The sequence below is a fragment of the Methylocystis iwaonis genome (genome assembly GCF_027925385.1).
GTDB lineage: Bacteria > Pseudomonadota > Alphaproteobacteria > Rhizobiales > Beijerinckiaceae > Methylocystis > Methylocystis iwaonis.
This window is the reverse complement of sequence record NZ_AP027142.1, coordinates 121847-135573: the sequence shown is the minus strand read 5'-3', so window position 1 is coordinate 135573 and position 13727 is coordinate 121847. Positions and strand designations below refer to the sequence as shown.

Here is a 13727-nt window from a genome sequence, read left to right as displayed (position 1 = left end):
AGCCCTGAAAAATCGGGCTCCTCGCCATGGCGGGAGCCCTTGCCTGAGCGGACCCCGGATCGGCCCGCCGCCCGGCAAGCATTGTGGTTTAGAGCCGTTAATGGGCGGTTACGTTAACATGACGCGTGGGCGCGCGCGTTCACCACATTGGCGCGAAGGGATAGGCCTGCCAGCTTCGAACCGTGCCATAATAATGATGTCGGACAGGCGCATAGGCCATGGCGTGCGCGTGGTGGCGCCGCAGGCTGGCGTAGCGGGTGGCGCGCACGGGCGGGGCACCTGTGATCGAAATGCTGCCGCCTTCCGCCTGCACAATCTCATAGAGGCGCTTGGCGTTGCCGGGCGCGAGGCGCACGCAGCCATGCGACGCGGGGCGGCCCAGGGCGCCGGTCGCGTAGGTGCCATGGATGGCGTAGCCGCCGCGAAAGAAGATCGAGTAGGGCATGGGCGACATGTGATATTTGCGGGAGTAATGCATCCGCTGCATGCCGGTCGGCGCATAGGAGCCGCGCGGCGTCGCATAGCCGGCCCGCGCCGTCGAGACAGGCCAGGTGTAGCTGCCCTCATTCGAGTCGACATGCATGGTCTGCGTCGACAAATCGATGTGGATGCTCGCGGTAGCGTGGGCGAGGCCCAAGGACATGAAAAAGGCCGCCAGAGCCAGCAAGACGATTCGCAAACGCATGACGCTCACCCTTTAGAAAAACTATTGTCGAGATTGTGCCGCAAGAGTGTCGAAACAGCAATGTAAATGAAAGGGTAAGGTTGACAGCGGATGATTACCTGAAAGAGGGCGAGCCTGCGTCTGGAAGACAAGAACGGTGAAAGAAATGCGCGCATTTAGACTTGTGACGACGCTGCTGGCGCTGGCCCTGACGGGCGCGGCCGGCGCTCAGGACAAGGGAACGCTCGATCCGAAGCCCCTGCCGCCGCTCGCCAACCCTTCCGACCCCGCAACGCCGGCGAAGGAGCTCTTCGGCCGCGCGACGGAGGGCGCGCCCTTCGAGCCGGACCCGATCGGCTTTTATTCGCGCGGCTGCCTCGCCGGCGGCGAACAGCTCCCCGTCAACGGCCCGCATTGGCAGGTCATGCGCCTCTCGCGCAACCGCAACTGGGGCCATCCGGCGCTTGTCCGTTTCCTCGAGAATTTCTCCGCCAAGGCGTCGCAGGCCTCGGGCTGGCCGGGGCTTCTCGTCGGCGACATGTCGCAGCCGCGCGGCGGGCCGATGCTGACCGGCCACGCCTCACACCAGATCGGCCTCGACGCCGATATATGGCTGACCCCGATGCCCAGGCGCGAGCTTACCCGCGCCGAGCGCGAGGAGATGTCGGCGACCGATGTCGTGCGCGAGGATCGCCTCGACGTGAAGCAGGACGTCTGGAGCGAGGGACACATCGCGCTTATTCGCGCCGCGGCGATGGAGCCCAAGGTGCAGCGTATTTTCGTCAACCCGGCGATCAAGCGCGCGCTCTGCCGCGTCGCCGAGGGCGAGTCCTGGATGCGCAAGGTGCGGCCCATGTGGGGGCACAATTACCATTTCCACGTGCGGCTCTTCTGCCCCGACGGCTCGAGCTGCAAGGATCAGGACGCGACGCCCGCTGGCGACGGCTGCGACCAGTCGCTGGCCTGGTGGTTCACCGACGAGGCGTTGCATCCGAAGAAATCGACGAAATCCTGGCCACCGATGACCATGGCCGCCCTCCCCGGGGCCTGCCAGCAGGTGCTGCGCGCGGAGTGACGCGGAGCCCCGTCATTGCGAGGAGCAAAGCGACGAAGCAATCCAGGGCAGCCATAGCGGCCCTGGATTGCTTCGCTTCGCTCGCAATGACGGCGGGTGGCGTGGCGATCAGGCCGCCCCGGTTCCGACCGGGCAGGAGACGCCCGTGCCGCCGAGCCCGCAATAGCCGTCCGGGTTCTTGGCCAGATATTGCTGGTGGTAGGCTTCCGCGTAATAGAAGGGCGGCGCGGGCAGGATTTCTGTGGTGATCGGGCCGTAGCCCGCCCTCGTCAATACCTGTTGATACAAAGCCTTCGAGGCCTCCGCCGCCGCAAGCTGCCCGGGCGTCGACGTGTAGATGACCGAGCGATATTGGGTCCCGACGTCATTGCCCTGGCGCATGCCCTGGGTCGGATCGTGGCTCTCCCAGAAAATCTGCAGAAGCCTCTCGAAAGGCATCCGGGCCGGGTCGTAGACGACCAGAACGACCTCCGCGTGCCCGGTCCTGCCGGTGCAGACGTCCTCGTAAGTGGCGTTCCTGGTCGTTCCGCCCGCATAGCCGACGGCGGTGACGTGAACGCCCTCGCCCGCCTGCCAGAATTTGCGCTCGGCGCCCCAGAAGCAGCCCATGCCGAAAAGAACCTGCTCGGTCCCGGCCGGGAAGGGCGGATCGAGCGGCGCGCCAGTGACGAAATGGCGCACGCCATGCGGAACGGGCGTTTCGCGGTCCGGGATGGGCCCCAGCCGCCGGGCGAGGTCATCGAAGATAGACATGAATCGAAGAATAACGCGCCGTTCAGCGGCGCCAATAGCGATTCGACGCCTCTCGCCTATGGCTGAAGACAATAAGGAAGGCTCCAAGGCCGCCCAAGGCGACGCTCACCGGCAGCAGGAGCAGCGTGGTCGCCACGGGGTCCCATAGAGAGGCCGATTTCGCCTGGACGCTCGATTCCAAAGACCGGTAGAGCGCCGGGAAAGAATCCGAGAGGCCGCTGCGCAGCGAGGTGACCAGAAGTGTCCCGCCGGCGATCGAGCGGGTGCCGTCGACGATGAGGGCGATGAACCCTCCCGCGAGCAGCAGCAATCCGAGAAAACGGGTCACAAGGCGCAGCATATGCCCAACAATAAGTGCATGGCGCGCCTCTGTCACGGGTGATCCTGTTTGAGGCGCCGCGGCTTTGGGCGCTTTGGCGAAGCATTAACCTTAATAGGTTCTGATTGGCGCAGAGGCCAGAACGCCCTCGAGCAGACGCTCGCCGGCCAGCTCAACGGGGCGCCCGCCGCTCCGCCGGAACCAAAATGCGCAGTCGTAACCAGTTCTCCCCCTTTGTCGACGCGTCCGGCGACTACATCCTCGAGGTGTCGCGCGGCCAGTTCAGCCGCAAGTTTCGCCTGTCGCTTTCGGCGCTCGCGGCCGGCGGCGCTGTCGCCGCCCTCCTCGTGGCCACGATCGTCGGCGCCGCCGCCTATCTGATCTTCCGCGACGAGCTGCTCGCCGGTCTGATCGATCGCCAGACCCAGATGCAATATGCCTATGAGGATCGCATCGCCGCTTTGCGGCTGCGCCTCGACCAGCTCGCGAGCCGGCAGTTCATCGACCAGGACAGCGTCGAGGGGAAGGTTCAAAATCTGGTTGTCCGTCAGGCGCAGCTCGAAACGCGCGCCGCCGTCGTCGCCCAACTGCTCGAACGCACCATCGCCCCCGACGCCGGAGTTACGTTGGTGACGCCGGCCGCGCGCGAGCCTTCGGCGCTGAACGCGGTAAAGGCGGTGAGGGCGGCCCTGCCGCTCGCAAAGGCGCCGCCCATTCCCGCCGCCGCCAACGGCCAGAAAGGCGCACTGGAGGCGGCCCCGCTCGGCTACGCGGCAAAGCCCGAACCCGAGGGGCTCGAGCTGCGGCTCGGCGACGATGACTCGAAGCCGCTGCCGCTCGCGCCCCCGAGCCCCGCGTCCAAGCGCGGGGAGGGCGCCCCCGTCGACACCTCGATGGCGCCGCGGACAGGTGCGCCGTCGCTCGCGCTGGCGCACGCCGCCGATCCCGGCGCGCCCATGCCGCTACGCCTCGAAAGCCTCGCGGTGTCGCTCGATCACGTCGAGCGCGATCAAGCGCGGCGTCTTTCCGGCATCGTGCGCCCCGCCATCGAGGCCGCGAGCCGTCTTCGCCAGGCTTTCGACATCGCGGGCGTTTCCGTCGATCGCTACATCAAACGCCCACGCAAGGATGCGGCGCTTGCGGTCGGCGGTCCCTTCGTCGCCGCTCCGGCGCGCGCCAGCGACAGCCTGTTCGAACGCGATCTCGCCGCAGCGCAATCGGCAGTCGCGACGCTCGACGGGCTGCGGCGCGCGCTGCCGACGACGCCGCTGCGCAAGCCGCTGGCGGGCGAGCTCCAGTTCACCTCGACCTTCGGCTATCGCACGGACCCCTTTTTCGGCCGCCCGGCGCTGCATAGCGGCGTCGATCTGCGCGAGGACTATGGCGCCCCGGTCAAAGCGACCGCCGCAGGAACCGTCAGCGTCGCCGGGCCGCAGGGCGGCTATGGCAATCTCGTCGAGATCGACCATGGCGGCGGCATGTCGACCCGCTATGGCCATCTCTCGGCGATCAACGTCTTCCCCGGCCAACAGATCGGGCCGGGCGCCGTCGTCGGCCGCGTCGGCTCCACGGGGCGCTCCACCGGCCCGCATCTGCATTACGAGGTGCGCATCGACGGCGAGGCGGTCGATCCATCGCGCTTCCTCAAAGCCGCCTCCGCGCTGGGCGGCATCGTGCAATGACTGTAGAGACGCGTATCGACGTTCATACAGGTGTTGACAGAATCGGCCTCCGCTGGAAGGTTCGCTCTATGGCGACGACGAAGGTTTTCAAATCCGGCAATAGTCTTGCGGTGCGCCTGCCGCGCGAAATCGCTTTTCCAGAAGGGTCGGAAGTCGTCGTGACGCGGCTGGGCGAAAGCCTCGTCGTGTCGCCCGCCCGTCTCGACATGAAGACGCTCGTGTCGCGTCTTGCCCTCGCCCCCGCGCCGCCGCCCCTGGAGCCGCCGGAATTCAAGCCGCCGAGGCGCGAATGGAGCGAAGCCGAGTGACGCCCCGCTACCTCCTGGATGCAACTGTGGTTTTTGCCGCGGCGAGCGGCGAGATGGCGACGCTCGCCAAGCTCTCGCGGCTGTCGATTTCCGACGTGGCGATCCCGGCGCTGGTTTATTGCGAGCTAGTCGGCGGCGCTGCGACGGCGGGAAAAAGCCCGAGGCTCGCCGAGAATGTGGCTTTGCTCGCGCAAAACGTCGACATCCTCCCCTTCGACCGCGCCGCGGCCGAAGCCTATGCCGCCTTGCTGCGCAAAATCGAGCCCAAGCGGCGGCGCATGCTCGACCGCATGGTGGCGGCCCAGGCCATCGCGGAAGGGCGAATCCTCATTACGCTCGCGCCACGCGACTTCGAGGATTTGCCGGACCTCTCGCTGGAAAGCTGGGCGGTTTAGGTAGGGGTGAACCATCGCGGGACTTGTGTGACTCCCGTGGCCCGCTAAAGCGGGAGAGGGGACGCTCGCGATCAGCATTCCTGATGAAGGCGCAATCTGCTCCCTCTCCCGCTTGTGGGGGAGGGTTGGGGAGGGGGCGCTTACTCCGCCGCCGCGCCTTCCTTTTCGCCGCCGTAGCGGCGCGCGACATAATCGTCGACGATGCGCGTGAATTCCTCCGCGATGCCCTCGCCGCGCAGCGTCATCGCCTTTTTGCCGTCGATGAACACCGGGGCGGCCGGCGTCTCGCCGGTGCCGGGGAGCGAAATGCCGATGTCGGCGTGCTTCGATTCGCCGGGGCCGTTCACGATGCAGCCCATCACCGCGACATTGAGCGTCTCGACGCCCGGATATTGCGCCCGCCAAATCTGCATGCGCTCGCGGATGTGCGATTGAATATCGCGCGCCAGCTCCTGGAACACGGTCGAGGTCGTGCGGCCGCAGCCCGGACAGGCGGCGACGAGCGGCACGAAGGTGCGAAAGCCCATGGTCTGCAGGATTTCCTGCGCCACCCGCACTTCCAGCGAGCGGTCGCCGCCGGGCTCGGGGGTGAGCGAGACGCGGATCGTGTCGCCGATCCCGTCCTGCAGCAGCACGCCGAGCGCCGAGGCCGAGGCGACGACGCCCTTGGTGCCCATGCCCGCCTCGGTGAGGCCGAGGTGCAAGGCATAGTCGCTGCGCTGCGCCAGCATGCGGTAGACGGCTATCAAATCCTGCACCGCCGAGACTTTCGCCGAAATGACGATGCGGTCTTTGGCGAGGCCGATTTCCTCGGCGCGGGCGGCGGAGACCAGCGCTGAGCGCACGAGCGCCTCGCGGGTCACGGCGCGGGCGTCGATCGGCCGGTCCGAAGCCGCGTTGATGTCCATGAGATGGGTGAGCAGCTCCTGGTCGAGCGAGCCCCAATTGGCGCCGATGCGCACGGCCTTGCCATGCTTGGCGGCAAGCTCGACGATCGCGGCGAACTGCCGGTCCTTCTTGTCCTTGAAGCCGACATTGCCGGGGTTGATGCGATATTTGGCGAGCGCCTCGGCGCAGGCCGGGTGATCGGCGAGGAGCTTGTGGCCGATGTAATGGAAGTCGCCGACGAGGGGCACGTTGATCCCCTTTTTGTCGAGCTTCTCACGGATATGCGGGACCGCCGCCGCCGCCTCGTCGCGATCGACCGTGATGCGCACCAGCTCCGAGCCGGTCTGGGCGAGGGCCGTGACCTGCGCCACGGTCGAATCGACGTCGGCGGTGTCGGTGTTGGTCATCGATTGCACGACAACGGGCGCGCCGCCGCCCACCGTGACGGCGCCGGGGCCCTCGCCGATGCGCACGGCGCAGGTGTTCTTGCGCGTCGCCGGCTCGGCGGCGATGGGGTCGGGCAGGCGGGTTTCGACGGCGTCGGTCATGGCTCTCGTCGCGGGCTCCGTTGGACTTTGGCCCTAGGTCGCGCGGAAATCGGCGCGGGTCAAGGTGAAGCGCAGGCGAACGGCGCTCATGTAATGACGTCTGCGTTACGTTGTGCTATGAAATCGAGATGTCGTCCAAGACGCAACCCGCAAAGCGTGAAACGCTCAATCTCCGCATCAAGCCGGATGATCGTTCGCTGATCGACCGGGCGGCGAAGCTCGTCTCCAAGAGCCGGACGGATTTCGTTCTCGACGCCGCGCGCAACGCCGCCGAAGAGGCGCTTCTCGACAAGAGGCTCTTTCGCGTGGATGCGGCGGCCTATGCGGATTTTCTCGCGCGGCTCGACGCCCCGCCTAATCCAAATGAAAGGCTGCGGCGGACCATGAAAACGCGCGCGCCCTGGGAGTGACGCTCGCCGCGCCGCGCCCTATCTCGGACGCCGACGATATTTCCGGTTTCGATTGCGGCGTTTTGGCGCTGGACGACTGGCTGAGGCGGCGCGCCCGCGCCAATCAGGCGAGCGGCGCCTCGCGCACCTATGTGGTCTGCGAGGGCGCCCGAGTGGTCGCTTATTTCGCGCTGGCGTCCGGCGCCGTCGATCTCGACGAGGCGACAGGGCGCCTGCGCCGCAATATGCCCGATCCGGTTCCCGTCGCCGTCTTGGGGAGGCTGGCGATCGACCGCGCGTGGCAGAAGAAGGGGCTCGGCCGCGCTCTTGTGAAGGATGCGCTGTTGCGCGTCCTTCTGGCGGCAGAAACGATCGGCATTCGGGGCATGTTGGTTCACGCCCTGTCGCCGGAGGCCGCGGGCTTCTATGAAGCAGTCGGCTTCGAACCCTCGCCGCTGGAGCCGATGACGCTCATGGCGACGCTTGCGGATTTGCGGGCCGCGCTGGATTAACCCATCTTCCGGCGCGGATCGTATCCATGCCGATCCCGCAGCTCCCGCATCTTGGCGTCGAAATCAGCGTCGGGCTCCTCCGGCAGCATGATTTTCAGCACGACATAAAGGTCGCCCGCCGGCTTGCCGTCGGTCGCGGGCAGGCCCTTGCCGCGCAGGCGCAGCACGCGCCCGCCATTGGAGCCGGCCGGCACGCCGAGCTCCACCTTGCCGTCGAGGGTGGGCGTCTGCACCTTTGCGCCGAGCGCGGCCTCATAGACCGCCACGGGCAGCTCGACCCTGAGGTCGCGCCCCTCCACCTTGAAATAGGGATGCGGGGCAAGCTTCACGGTCACCAGCGCATCGCCGGGCTCGCCGCCGCGCAGGCCCGGCTGACCCTGGCCGCGCAGCCTGATCTGCTGGCCGTCCTCCACGCCCGCCGGAATCTTTACTTCCAGCGTGCGGCCCGAGGGCAGGATCACGCGGGCCGAGCCGCCTTTGGCGATGGTCTCGAGCGGCACGGTCGCGGTCGCGACCACGTCGTCGCCGCGCGTGGGCGTCGCCTGCCGTCGCCTGCCGCCGAAGAGATCGGCGAACAGATCGCTGGGATCGAAACCGCCAGCGCCGGCGCCGGCGCCCTGCTGTCCGCCAAAGTTGAAGTCGTAATGCTGATCGCCCCCCGGAGCGCCCCCGGCCGTGCGCCAGCCGCGCGTAAATCCGCCCGGTCCCGCGCCGAATCCTTCGAAGCCGCGCGGCTTGCCGTCCGGCCCGATCTCGCCGCGATCGAATTGGGCCTTTTTCTTTTCGTCGCCGACGATTTCATAGGCCGTGTTGATTTCGGCGAAGCGCTCCTTGGCCTTCGCGTCATCCTTGTTGCGGTCGGGATGGTATTTTTTCGCGAGCTGGCGGTAGGCCTTCTTGATGTCGGCCGCGCTCGCAGATTTGGTGACTCCGAGAACGTCGTAAGGGTCGCGCATTTTGTCCAATCAGCCCATGGCGGCGCCCCCCGCAATCGGCGCGAGCGCATATGTCTGACAGACTATTTGGGAGAAGCGCGCTTCCAACGCAAGCGCCAGCGCGGGCGAAACTCCTTAGAGCTTCGTCGGCGCCTTGGCGAAATCAGCGAAGGCTTCGCCATTCGGGTCGAGCTCGCTCAGCGCATTGTTGACGGCGTCGATCTGGCTCGTTTCACCGCCGCCCATATTTTCTTCCGTCGCGCGCAAGAGGGCGCGGGCGTCGAGCTCCCAGCGCTTCAGAATTTCGATCTTCAACAGCTTGGCGAGCGCCTTGCTCTCGACGACCTCGGAAGGGATGTCGAAGACGGAGGCAGGGGAGATGAGGGCTTTTTCAATTTCGGCCGAGCCCAGGTTCAAGACTTTCATTTAATGCCCCGGTTTGGATTCCTTTCGGCTCGAACGCGCAAGCCAGCGCCTTGTTCCGCGAGCGCGACGGCCCTAGCCCATCGGGAGTAGCTTCGGAATGTTGGTCGAGGCGCTCAGGGTCGGGCGTCCACCCTCTTACGAGGTCGCTCAGGCGACCGCGTCCCAGACGAGCTTCGCGTTCAAGCCGACGATCAGGGTCGCAATCGCACAGGCCAGCAAGGTCGTGCGCCGGGGAGCGACGAGCGCGCCCATGATCTTGCGCCTCGCCGTAAAGGCGATGAGCGGAACCATCGCAAAGGGCAGCGTCAGGCTCAGCACGACCTGGCTCAGCACAAGGAGCCGCGCGGTCGCGGACTCGCCCGCTGAAAGGGTCACGGCAATGGCCGGCGCGATGGCGAGGGCGCGGGTGACGAGCCGCCGCGTCGTGGGCCTGAGGCGCAGACGGATGAAGCCCTCCATGACGATCTGCCCCGTGAGGGTGGCGGTCACGGTGGAGTTCAGCCCGCAGGCGATGAGCGCCACGGCGAAAAGCGTCGCGGCGACGGGTTCGCCCAGGAGAGGCGCGATGAGCCGATGCGCTTCGCCGAGCTCCGTCACCTCCGTCAGCCCGTGGGCATGGAAGGCCGCGGCCGCCAAAACCAGAATGGCGCCATTCACCAGAAGCGCGAAAAGCAGCGCGATCGCGCTGTCGATCACGGCGAAGCGCACTGCTTCCCGCTTCTTTTCGGTCGAGACGCCGACCGCGCGCGTCTGCACCACGAAGGAATGCAAAAAGAGATTATGCGGCATCACCGTCGCGCCGAGGATGCCGAGGCCGAGATAGAGCATCTCCGGGTCTGTGAAGAATTGCCGGCTCGGGATCAGCCCCTGCGCAACGGCCCGCATATCCGGACGCGCCAAAGCGAGTTGCGCGGCGAAGGACAGGCCGATGAGCAGCAGAGTCGCGACGACAAAGAGCTCGAGCTTGCGGAAGCCCAGCCGTTCGAAGGCGAGCACGAGAAAGGCGTCGAGCGCCGTCACAAGGATTCCAACCGCCAGCGGCAGGCCGAAGAGTAGCTGAAGACCGATCGCCGTTCCGATCACCTCGGCGAGATCGGTCGCGAAAATCCCGGCTTCCGCCAGGAGCCAAAGTCCGATCGCGACGGGAAAGGGCGTATGCGCCCGGCAAGCTTCCGCGAGATCGAGCCCCGCGCCGACCCCGAGCCGCGCGGAAAGCGACTGCAGCACGATCGCCATGAGGCTGGAGAGAACGGCGACAAAGAGGAGGGCCGCGCCGAATTTTGAGCCCGCCGCCAAAGCGGTTGCCCAATTGCCGGGGTCCATATAGCCGGTGGCGACGAGATAGCCCGGCCCGAGAAAGACGAAGAGTCGTCTCAGCAGCGCGCCGCCTTCGGGAACCGCGATCGAGCGGCGCAGCTCGGCGCTGACTCTCGCGGGGGCGGTCGGCGTCACGCATCTCCTCCAGCCTGGCCGGCCCGCTGAAGGAGCGCGACGTTCAGGCGTTCAATTTGCGAATTAGCGCCGCGAGGGCTTCCGGGAAGATCAGCTCGTCCGACGCCGCGATGGCGTCGGCGGACCACCAGCGCCAGCCGAGCGTGTGAATCTTTTCTTCCGGCGTCAGCAATTGCGGGCGCGGCTCGAAGCCCTCTGTCCTGATGAGGAAATATCGCTCGATCGCCTGCTGCCAGTCTTCGCCGATCTCGATCGGGAAGTCGCGGGTCGCGACAACAGGCCCCGGGTCGCCCGCCAGGATCAGCCCGGTTTCTTCGCGCAGCTCGCGGCGCAGCGTGGTTTCGAACGTCTCGCCTTCCTTGAGCGCGCCGCCGGGCGTCGCCCAGAAATGATGATGGCCGAGCGCCAGAAAATGCGGCGAGAGCCCGCCGGCATATTGCATGAGCAGCGCTTCGCCCTTGGGGTTGAGGATCAACGCGCGCGCGGCTTCACGCCGGGGCAGGACGAGCCCGTCCCATGGCGCGGCGATCTCGGGCCGCCCTTCGGCCTGCGCCCAATCGACGAGCGACCATTTCCCGTCCTCGAAGGCGATCCAATTGGGCGTGGCGTTGAGCACCGGGTGCTCCCGCTTCTCCGAGAGGCTCTTGCCCGTCGCCAGGCGCCAGGCGATGTCGAGCACGCCGGCATGGGCGAGGACAAGCACCGTAAGCCCGGCGCTTTCGCGGGCGATGTCGGCCAAAACCGAGCGCACGCGGCGAGAGAATTCGTTGAGCGTCTCGCCTTCGGCGGCGGCGAAATCGGCGTCGCGGGTCAGGTAGTGCTGGTAATCCTCGGCGTATTTGGCCTGCACCTCGGCATGGGTGTGGCCCTGCCAGACGCCGTCGTCCTTCTCACGCAGCCGCTGGGTCGCCAGCACGGTGAGACCTCGCGCCTCGGCGATGGGGGCGGCGGTGTTCATGGCGCGGCGCAAATCGCTCGAATAGACGCGGTCGAAATGGGCGTTCGCCAATTCGCGGGCGAGGGCCTGGGCCTGGGCGCGGCCGCGGGCGTTGAGCGCAATATCGAACTGCCCCTGAAAGCGCCTTTCAATGTTCCAATTTGTCTCGCCGTGGCGGGCGAGACAGATAATCGTGCGGGTCATCGCTGGTCTGGGGGCGGCCGAGCCGATAGGCGCGCGGGCCTTGCGCAAAAATCGCCCGCCGCGCCGAATACGCCGGGCTGTTTTGCCCCATTCCGGCGCAAAAGTCAGTCCGCTTTTACAGAAAGCAGGGAATGAGGCGCGTTCAGTGGCGCGCCGCGTAAGTGAATTCGCCGGCGCGAATCCTGCCCGGCAGGGCCTCGGCGAGCTTCACGACCGCCTCTTCGCCATAGGTCGCGACGAGCTCGCGCAACGACGCCATGAGCGCCGCCTGAGCGAAGGAATCGCTTTCGATCCCCGCCAGAATGGCCTCGGCGAAGGCTTCCGTAACATAAGCGAGCGCCGCCTGGTGTTGCTCACCACAGGTGTCGTCGAGAGATGCGAAGGGCGTCTGCGTCATGAGGGCTACATTAGACAAGCTGGCCGCGCCGCGCGACACGCCTCTTTCCAAAAGGTTAATTCGTGATTGAAAAGAATCCCTACGGATTGCCGAATCGATAGGTGAGATCCCGGGAAATCCTCCCGGCTTCATCGAGATAGCGGCTGGTGGCGGCCTTGGCGTTCGGCGTGCAGACGCGATAGGTCAGCTCATAGCCGCGAAAGCCGCGGTTGAAGGCCGAGACATATTTGTCCCGGCGGGGCCCGCTCGGCGCATCGGCGTCGAGCAGCGCCGACATCTTGTCCCGCCATTCCTCCCCGTCTTTCTCTCCGCAGAGGTCGCGCAAGAAAGCGAGGGCGCCGATGATTTCGGACAGGCGCATAAGCTGCCCCTCGTAGGGCGGGGGCGGGGCCTCGGCGCCTTGGGGCGCCGGCTTCGTTGCTTCCGGCTGGCCTTTGGCGGCCTCGCGCTTCTTCGGCTTGGCGTCGCGCTTTTTCTCGGCGTGCGGAATGTCGCGGGCGGGGCGTGGGGCCGCGCGCATCGGCCGGGCGGGGCCGAAGAAATCGAAAAGCCCCTGCGCGCCGGCGTCGAAGCTCAAAAGACACGCCCCCGCCAACGCGGCCGCACAAGCGGCGCGCCTCATGGATAGAGCCTATCCTTGCGCCAGTCCTGGCCCGGCGCGTCGCGGACGAACCGCACCCGGTCGTGCAGGCGGAAGGGTTTGTCTTGCCAGAACTCCATGGCGATGGGCGCGATGCGGAAGCCGCGCCAATAAGGCGGACGCGGTATGTCGCCGATCGCATATTTTGCGGCGTAGGTCGCGACGGATTTCTCGAGAGCGAAGCGGCTTTCGAGCGGCCGCGACTGCTGGCTGGCCCAGGCCCCGATACGCGAATCGCGCGCGCGGCTCTGGTAATAGGCGTCCGATTCGGCCTCGCTCACTTGTTCGACAGGCCCGCGCAGCCGCACCTGCCGGCGCAGGGATTTCCAGTGGAAGAGCGCCGCCGCCTTCGGATTCTCGGCGAGCTGCCGGCCTTTGTCGCTTTCCGCGTTGGTGTAGAAGACGAAGCCCTCGGGACTCCATTCCTTCATCAGCACCATGCGCGCGTCCGGCATGCCGTCGGCGCCGGCGGTGGCGATCGCCATGGCCTCGGGATCGTTGAGCTCTTTGGCTTTCGCATCCTGGAACCATTTGCCAAACAAGGCGAAAGGCTCCTCGGCGTCGACGAAGTCACCCGACGTTAACGCGTTCAAGCGAAAATCCTTTCCAGAGGGCCCTCGGGGGGCGGGGGCGTTTGTAAGGTGGCGCTTTGCTGTTCTTGTGTAAGAGACATATCGCTGCTGAAGGCTTTGCTCAATTCCCGCTCCCAGGCGTCCTTGTCGCCTTGATCGCCGCCGGCGCGCTTTCCGGCTGCTCGATCGCCATTCCCATGGGCGACTCGTCTTCTTCGGCCATGTGGCAGGGCGCGCCCGAGGATGTCACGGGCTCCATCGCCAAGCCGCCGCCCAAGCTTTCCCGCCATCTGGACAGCGAGGACGCGCGCCGCGCCAATGCCGCGCTCGGCACGGCGCTCGATCCGCAGGGCAGCGGCGCGAGCGTTCATTGGGATAATCCGCAATCGGGCGCCAAGGGATCTTTCACGCCGGTCGGCCAAGCCTATCCGCTCGACGGCAAAATCTGCCGCTCTTTTTTGGCCGAAGTTGCGGCGAGCGACAATGTCGAAAAGCTGCAAGGCGTCGCCTGTCGGGAAAAGACGGCGGAATGGACTTTGACCGAGATCAAGCCTTTCAAGAAAGGATAGGCCGCTCGCCTGTTCTTTTCCGAAAGCAAATCTGCTTGGGTCCAGCGCCCGGTCGCGATGGT

18 protein-coding genes are annotated in these 13727 nt (G+C 66.4%); 7 read left to right on the top strand and 11 right to left on the bottom strand.

Features of this window, described 5'->3' with window-relative positions; all coding sequences use genetic code 11:
• Positions 1 to 139: 139 nt before the first annotated feature.
• Positions 140 to 685 carry a L,D-transpeptidase gene (locus QMG84_RS00685; RefSeq protein ID WP_281929740.1) on the bottom strand — a complete coding sequence of 182 codons (546 nt, stop codon included), beginning with the start codon at positions 683 to 685 and terminating at the stop codon, positions 140 to 142.
• Between the two features lie 145 nt (positions 686 to 830).
• On the opposite strand from QMG84_RS00685, the gene mepA reads away from it, so the two are divergent.
• Positions 831 to 1739 carry a penicillin-insensitive murein endopeptidase gene (mepA, locus tag QMG84_RS00680; protein ID WP_281929738.1) on the top strand — a complete coding sequence of 303 codons (909 nt, stop codon included), beginning with the start codon at positions 831 to 833 and terminating at the stop codon, positions 1737 to 1739.
• A 108-nt stretch (positions 1740 to 1847) separates the two neighbouring features.
• Here mepA and msrA read toward each other — a convergent pair whose 3' ends face one another.
• The gene (gene msrA, locus QMG84_RS00675) at positions 1848 to 2492 is read right to left on the bottom strand and encodes a peptide-methionine (S)-S-oxide reductase MsrA (protein WP_281929737.1); all 645 of its coding nucleotides are present in this window, start codon (positions 2490 to 2492) and stop codon (positions 1848 to 1850) included.
• 22 nt (positions 2493 to 2514) lie between these two features.
• The gene (locus tag QMG84_RS00670; RefSeq protein WP_281929736.1) at positions 2515 to 2868 is read right to left on the bottom strand and encodes a hypothetical protein; all 354 of its coding nucleotides are present in this window, start codon (positions 2866 to 2868) and stop codon (positions 2515 to 2517) included.
• 149 nt (positions 2869 to 3017) lie between these two features.
• On the opposite strand from QMG84_RS00670, the gene QMG84_RS00665 reads away from it, so the two are divergent.
• The 3 genes from QMG84_RS00665 (at position 3018) to QMG84_RS00655 (ending at position 5196) form a co-directional block, all read left to right on the top strand.
• Positions 3018 to 4493 (top strand): M23 family metallopeptidase, encoded by a 1476-nt coding sequence (locus tag QMG84_RS00665; RefSeq protein ID WP_281929734.1) that lies wholly within the window; start codon positions 3018 to 3020, stop codon positions 4491 to 4493.
• Positions 4494 to 4561: 68 nt separating this feature from the next.
• Positions 4562 to 4801, top strand: coding sequence for an antitoxin (locus QMG84_RS00660; RefSeq protein ID WP_202070971.1), 240 nt, complete (start codon positions 4562 to 4564; stop codon positions 4799 to 4801).
• Positions 4798 to 5196, top strand: a complete 399-nt coding sequence (locus QMG84_RS00655; RefSeq protein WP_281929731.1) for a PIN domain-containing protein — start codon at positions 4798 to 4800, stop codon at positions 5194 to 5196. Before QMG84_RS00660 ends, QMG84_RS00655 begins: the two co-directional genes overlap by 4 nt.
• Positions 5197 to 5336: 140 nt before the next feature.
• Here the strand turns inward: QMG84_RS00655 and ispG are convergent, their stop codons facing one another.
• On the bottom strand, positions 5337 to 6632 hold the full coding sequence (ispG, locus tag QMG84_RS00650) for a flavodoxin-dependent (E)-4-hydroxy-3-methylbut-2-enyl-diphosphate synthase (RefSeq protein WP_281929730.1): 1296 nt from the start codon (positions 6630 to 6632) through the stop codon (positions 5337 to 5339).
• A gap of 128 nt (positions 6633 to 6760) precedes the next feature.
• Between ispG and QMG84_RS00645 the strand changes: the two genes are divergently transcribed.
• Positions 6761 to 7042 (top strand): type II toxin-antitoxin system TacA family antitoxin, encoded by a 282-nt coding sequence (locus tag QMG84_RS00645; protein WP_281929728.1) that lies wholly within the window; start codon positions 6761 to 6763, stop codon positions 7040 to 7042.
• On the top strand, positions 7039 to 7533 hold the full coding sequence (locus QMG84_RS00640) for a GNAT family N-acetyltransferase (RefSeq protein WP_281929726.1): 495 nt from the start codon (positions 7039 to 7041) through the stop codon (positions 7531 to 7533). The genes QMG84_RS00645 and QMG84_RS00640 overlap by 4 nt, the downstream gene beginning before the upstream one ends.
• Here QMG84_RS00640 and QMG84_RS00635 read toward each other — a convergent pair.
• From QMG84_RS00635 to pdxH, 7 genes are all read right to left on the bottom strand, one after another.
• Complete coding sequence (locus tag QMG84_RS00635) at positions 7530 to 8489, bottom strand: J domain-containing protein (RefSeq protein WP_281929724.1); 960 nt, start codon at positions 8487 to 8489, stop codon at positions 7530 to 7532. The two genes, QMG84_RS00640 and QMG84_RS00635, sit on opposite strands and share 4 nt — an antisense overlap.
• Positions 8490 to 8603: 114 nt before the next feature.
• Entirely contained in the window at positions 8604 to 8894 is a 291-nt protein-coding gene (locus tag QMG84_RS00630; protein ID WP_281929722.1) for a hypothetical protein, read from the bottom strand.
• Between the two features lie 147 nt (positions 8895 to 9041).
• Positions 9042 to 10346: an Nramp family divalent metal transporter gene (locus QMG84_RS00625; RefSeq protein WP_281929720.1), complete on the bottom strand. Its 1305-nt coding sequence runs from the start codon at positions 10344 to 10346 to the stop codon at positions 9042 to 9044.
• A 43-nt stretch (positions 10347 to 10389) separates the two neighbouring features.
• Positions 10390 to 11487 carry a histidine phosphatase family protein gene (locus QMG84_RS00620; protein ID WP_281929718.1) on the bottom strand — a complete coding sequence of 366 codons (1098 nt, stop codon included), beginning with the start codon at positions 11485 to 11487 and terminating at the stop codon, positions 10390 to 10392.
• A 142-nt stretch (positions 11488 to 11629) separates the two neighbouring features.
• Positions 11630 to 11902, bottom strand: a complete 273-nt coding sequence (locus QMG84_RS00615; RefSeq protein ID WP_370568466.1) for a hypothetical protein — start codon at positions 11900 to 11902, stop codon at positions 11630 to 11632.
• A gap of 61 nt (positions 11903 to 11963) precedes the next feature.
• Positions 11964 to 12506, bottom strand: coding sequence for a TIGR02301 family protein (locus QMG84_RS00610; protein WP_281929716.1), 543 nt, complete (start codon positions 12504 to 12506; stop codon positions 11964 to 11966).
• Entirely contained in the window at positions 12503 to 13117 is a 615-nt protein-coding gene (gene pdxH / locus QMG84_RS00605; RefSeq protein ID WP_202070982.1) for a pyridoxamine 5'-phosphate oxidase, read from the bottom strand. The genes QMG84_RS00610 and pdxH overlap by 4 nt, the downstream gene beginning before the upstream one ends.
• Before the next feature lie 131 nt (positions 13118 to 13248).
• Here pdxH and QMG84_RS00600 point away from each other — a divergent pair, with 131 nt between their 5' ends.
• Positions 13249 to 13665 carry an RT0821/Lpp0805 family surface protein gene (locus tag QMG84_RS00600; protein ID WP_281929714.1) on the top strand — a complete coding sequence of 139 codons (417 nt, stop codon included), beginning with the start codon at positions 13249 to 13251 and terminating at the stop codon, positions 13663 to 13665.
• Positions 13666 to 13727 lie beyond the last annotated feature (62 nt).

Bases quoted from the DNA above. Each gene is read 5' to 3' on its own strand.
- QMG84_RS00665 (WP_281929734.1), top strand. From the start codon at position 3,018: ATGCGCAGTCGTAACCAGTTCTCCCCCTTTGTCGACGCGTCCGGCGAC.
- QMG84_RS00645 (WP_281929728.1), top strand. From the start codon at position 6,761: ATGTCGTCCAAGACGCAACCCGCAAAGCGTGAAACGCTCAATCTCCGC.
- mepA (WP_281929738.1), top strand. From the start codon at position 831: ATGCGCGCATTTAGACTTGTGACGACGCTGCTGGCGCTGGCCCTGACG.
- msrA (WP_281929737.1), bottom strand. From the start codon at position 2,492: ATGTCTATCTTCGATGACCTCGCCCGGCGGCTGGGGCCCATCCCGGAC.
- ispG (WP_281929730.1), bottom strand. From the start codon at position 6,632: ATGACCGACGCCGTCGAAACCCGCCTGCCCGACCCCATCGCCGCCGAG.
- QMG84_RS00630 (WP_281929722.1), bottom strand. From the start codon at position 8,894: ATGAAAGTCTTGAACCTGGGCTCGGCCGAAATTGAAAAAGCCCTCATC.
- QMG84_RS00610 (WP_281929716.1), bottom strand. From the start codon at position 12,506: ATGAGGCGCGCCGCTTGTGCGGCCGCGTTGGCGGGGGCGTGTCTTTTG.
- QMG84_RS00635 (WP_281929724.1), bottom strand. From the start codon at position 8,489: ATGCGCGACCCTTACGACGTTCTCGGAGTCACCAAATCTGCGAGCGCG.
- QMG84_RS00685 (WP_281929740.1), bottom strand. From the start codon at position 685: ATGCGTTTGCGAATCGTCTTGCTGGCTCTGGCGGCCTTTTTCATGTCC.
- QMG84_RS00620 (WP_281929718.1), bottom strand. From the start codon at position 11,487: ATGACCCGCACGATTATCTGTCTCGCCCGCCACGGCGAGACAAATTGG.
- QMG84_RS00660 (WP_202070971.1), top strand. From the start codon at position 4,562: ATGGCGACGACGAAGGTTTTCAAATCCGGCAATAGTCTTGCGGTGCGC.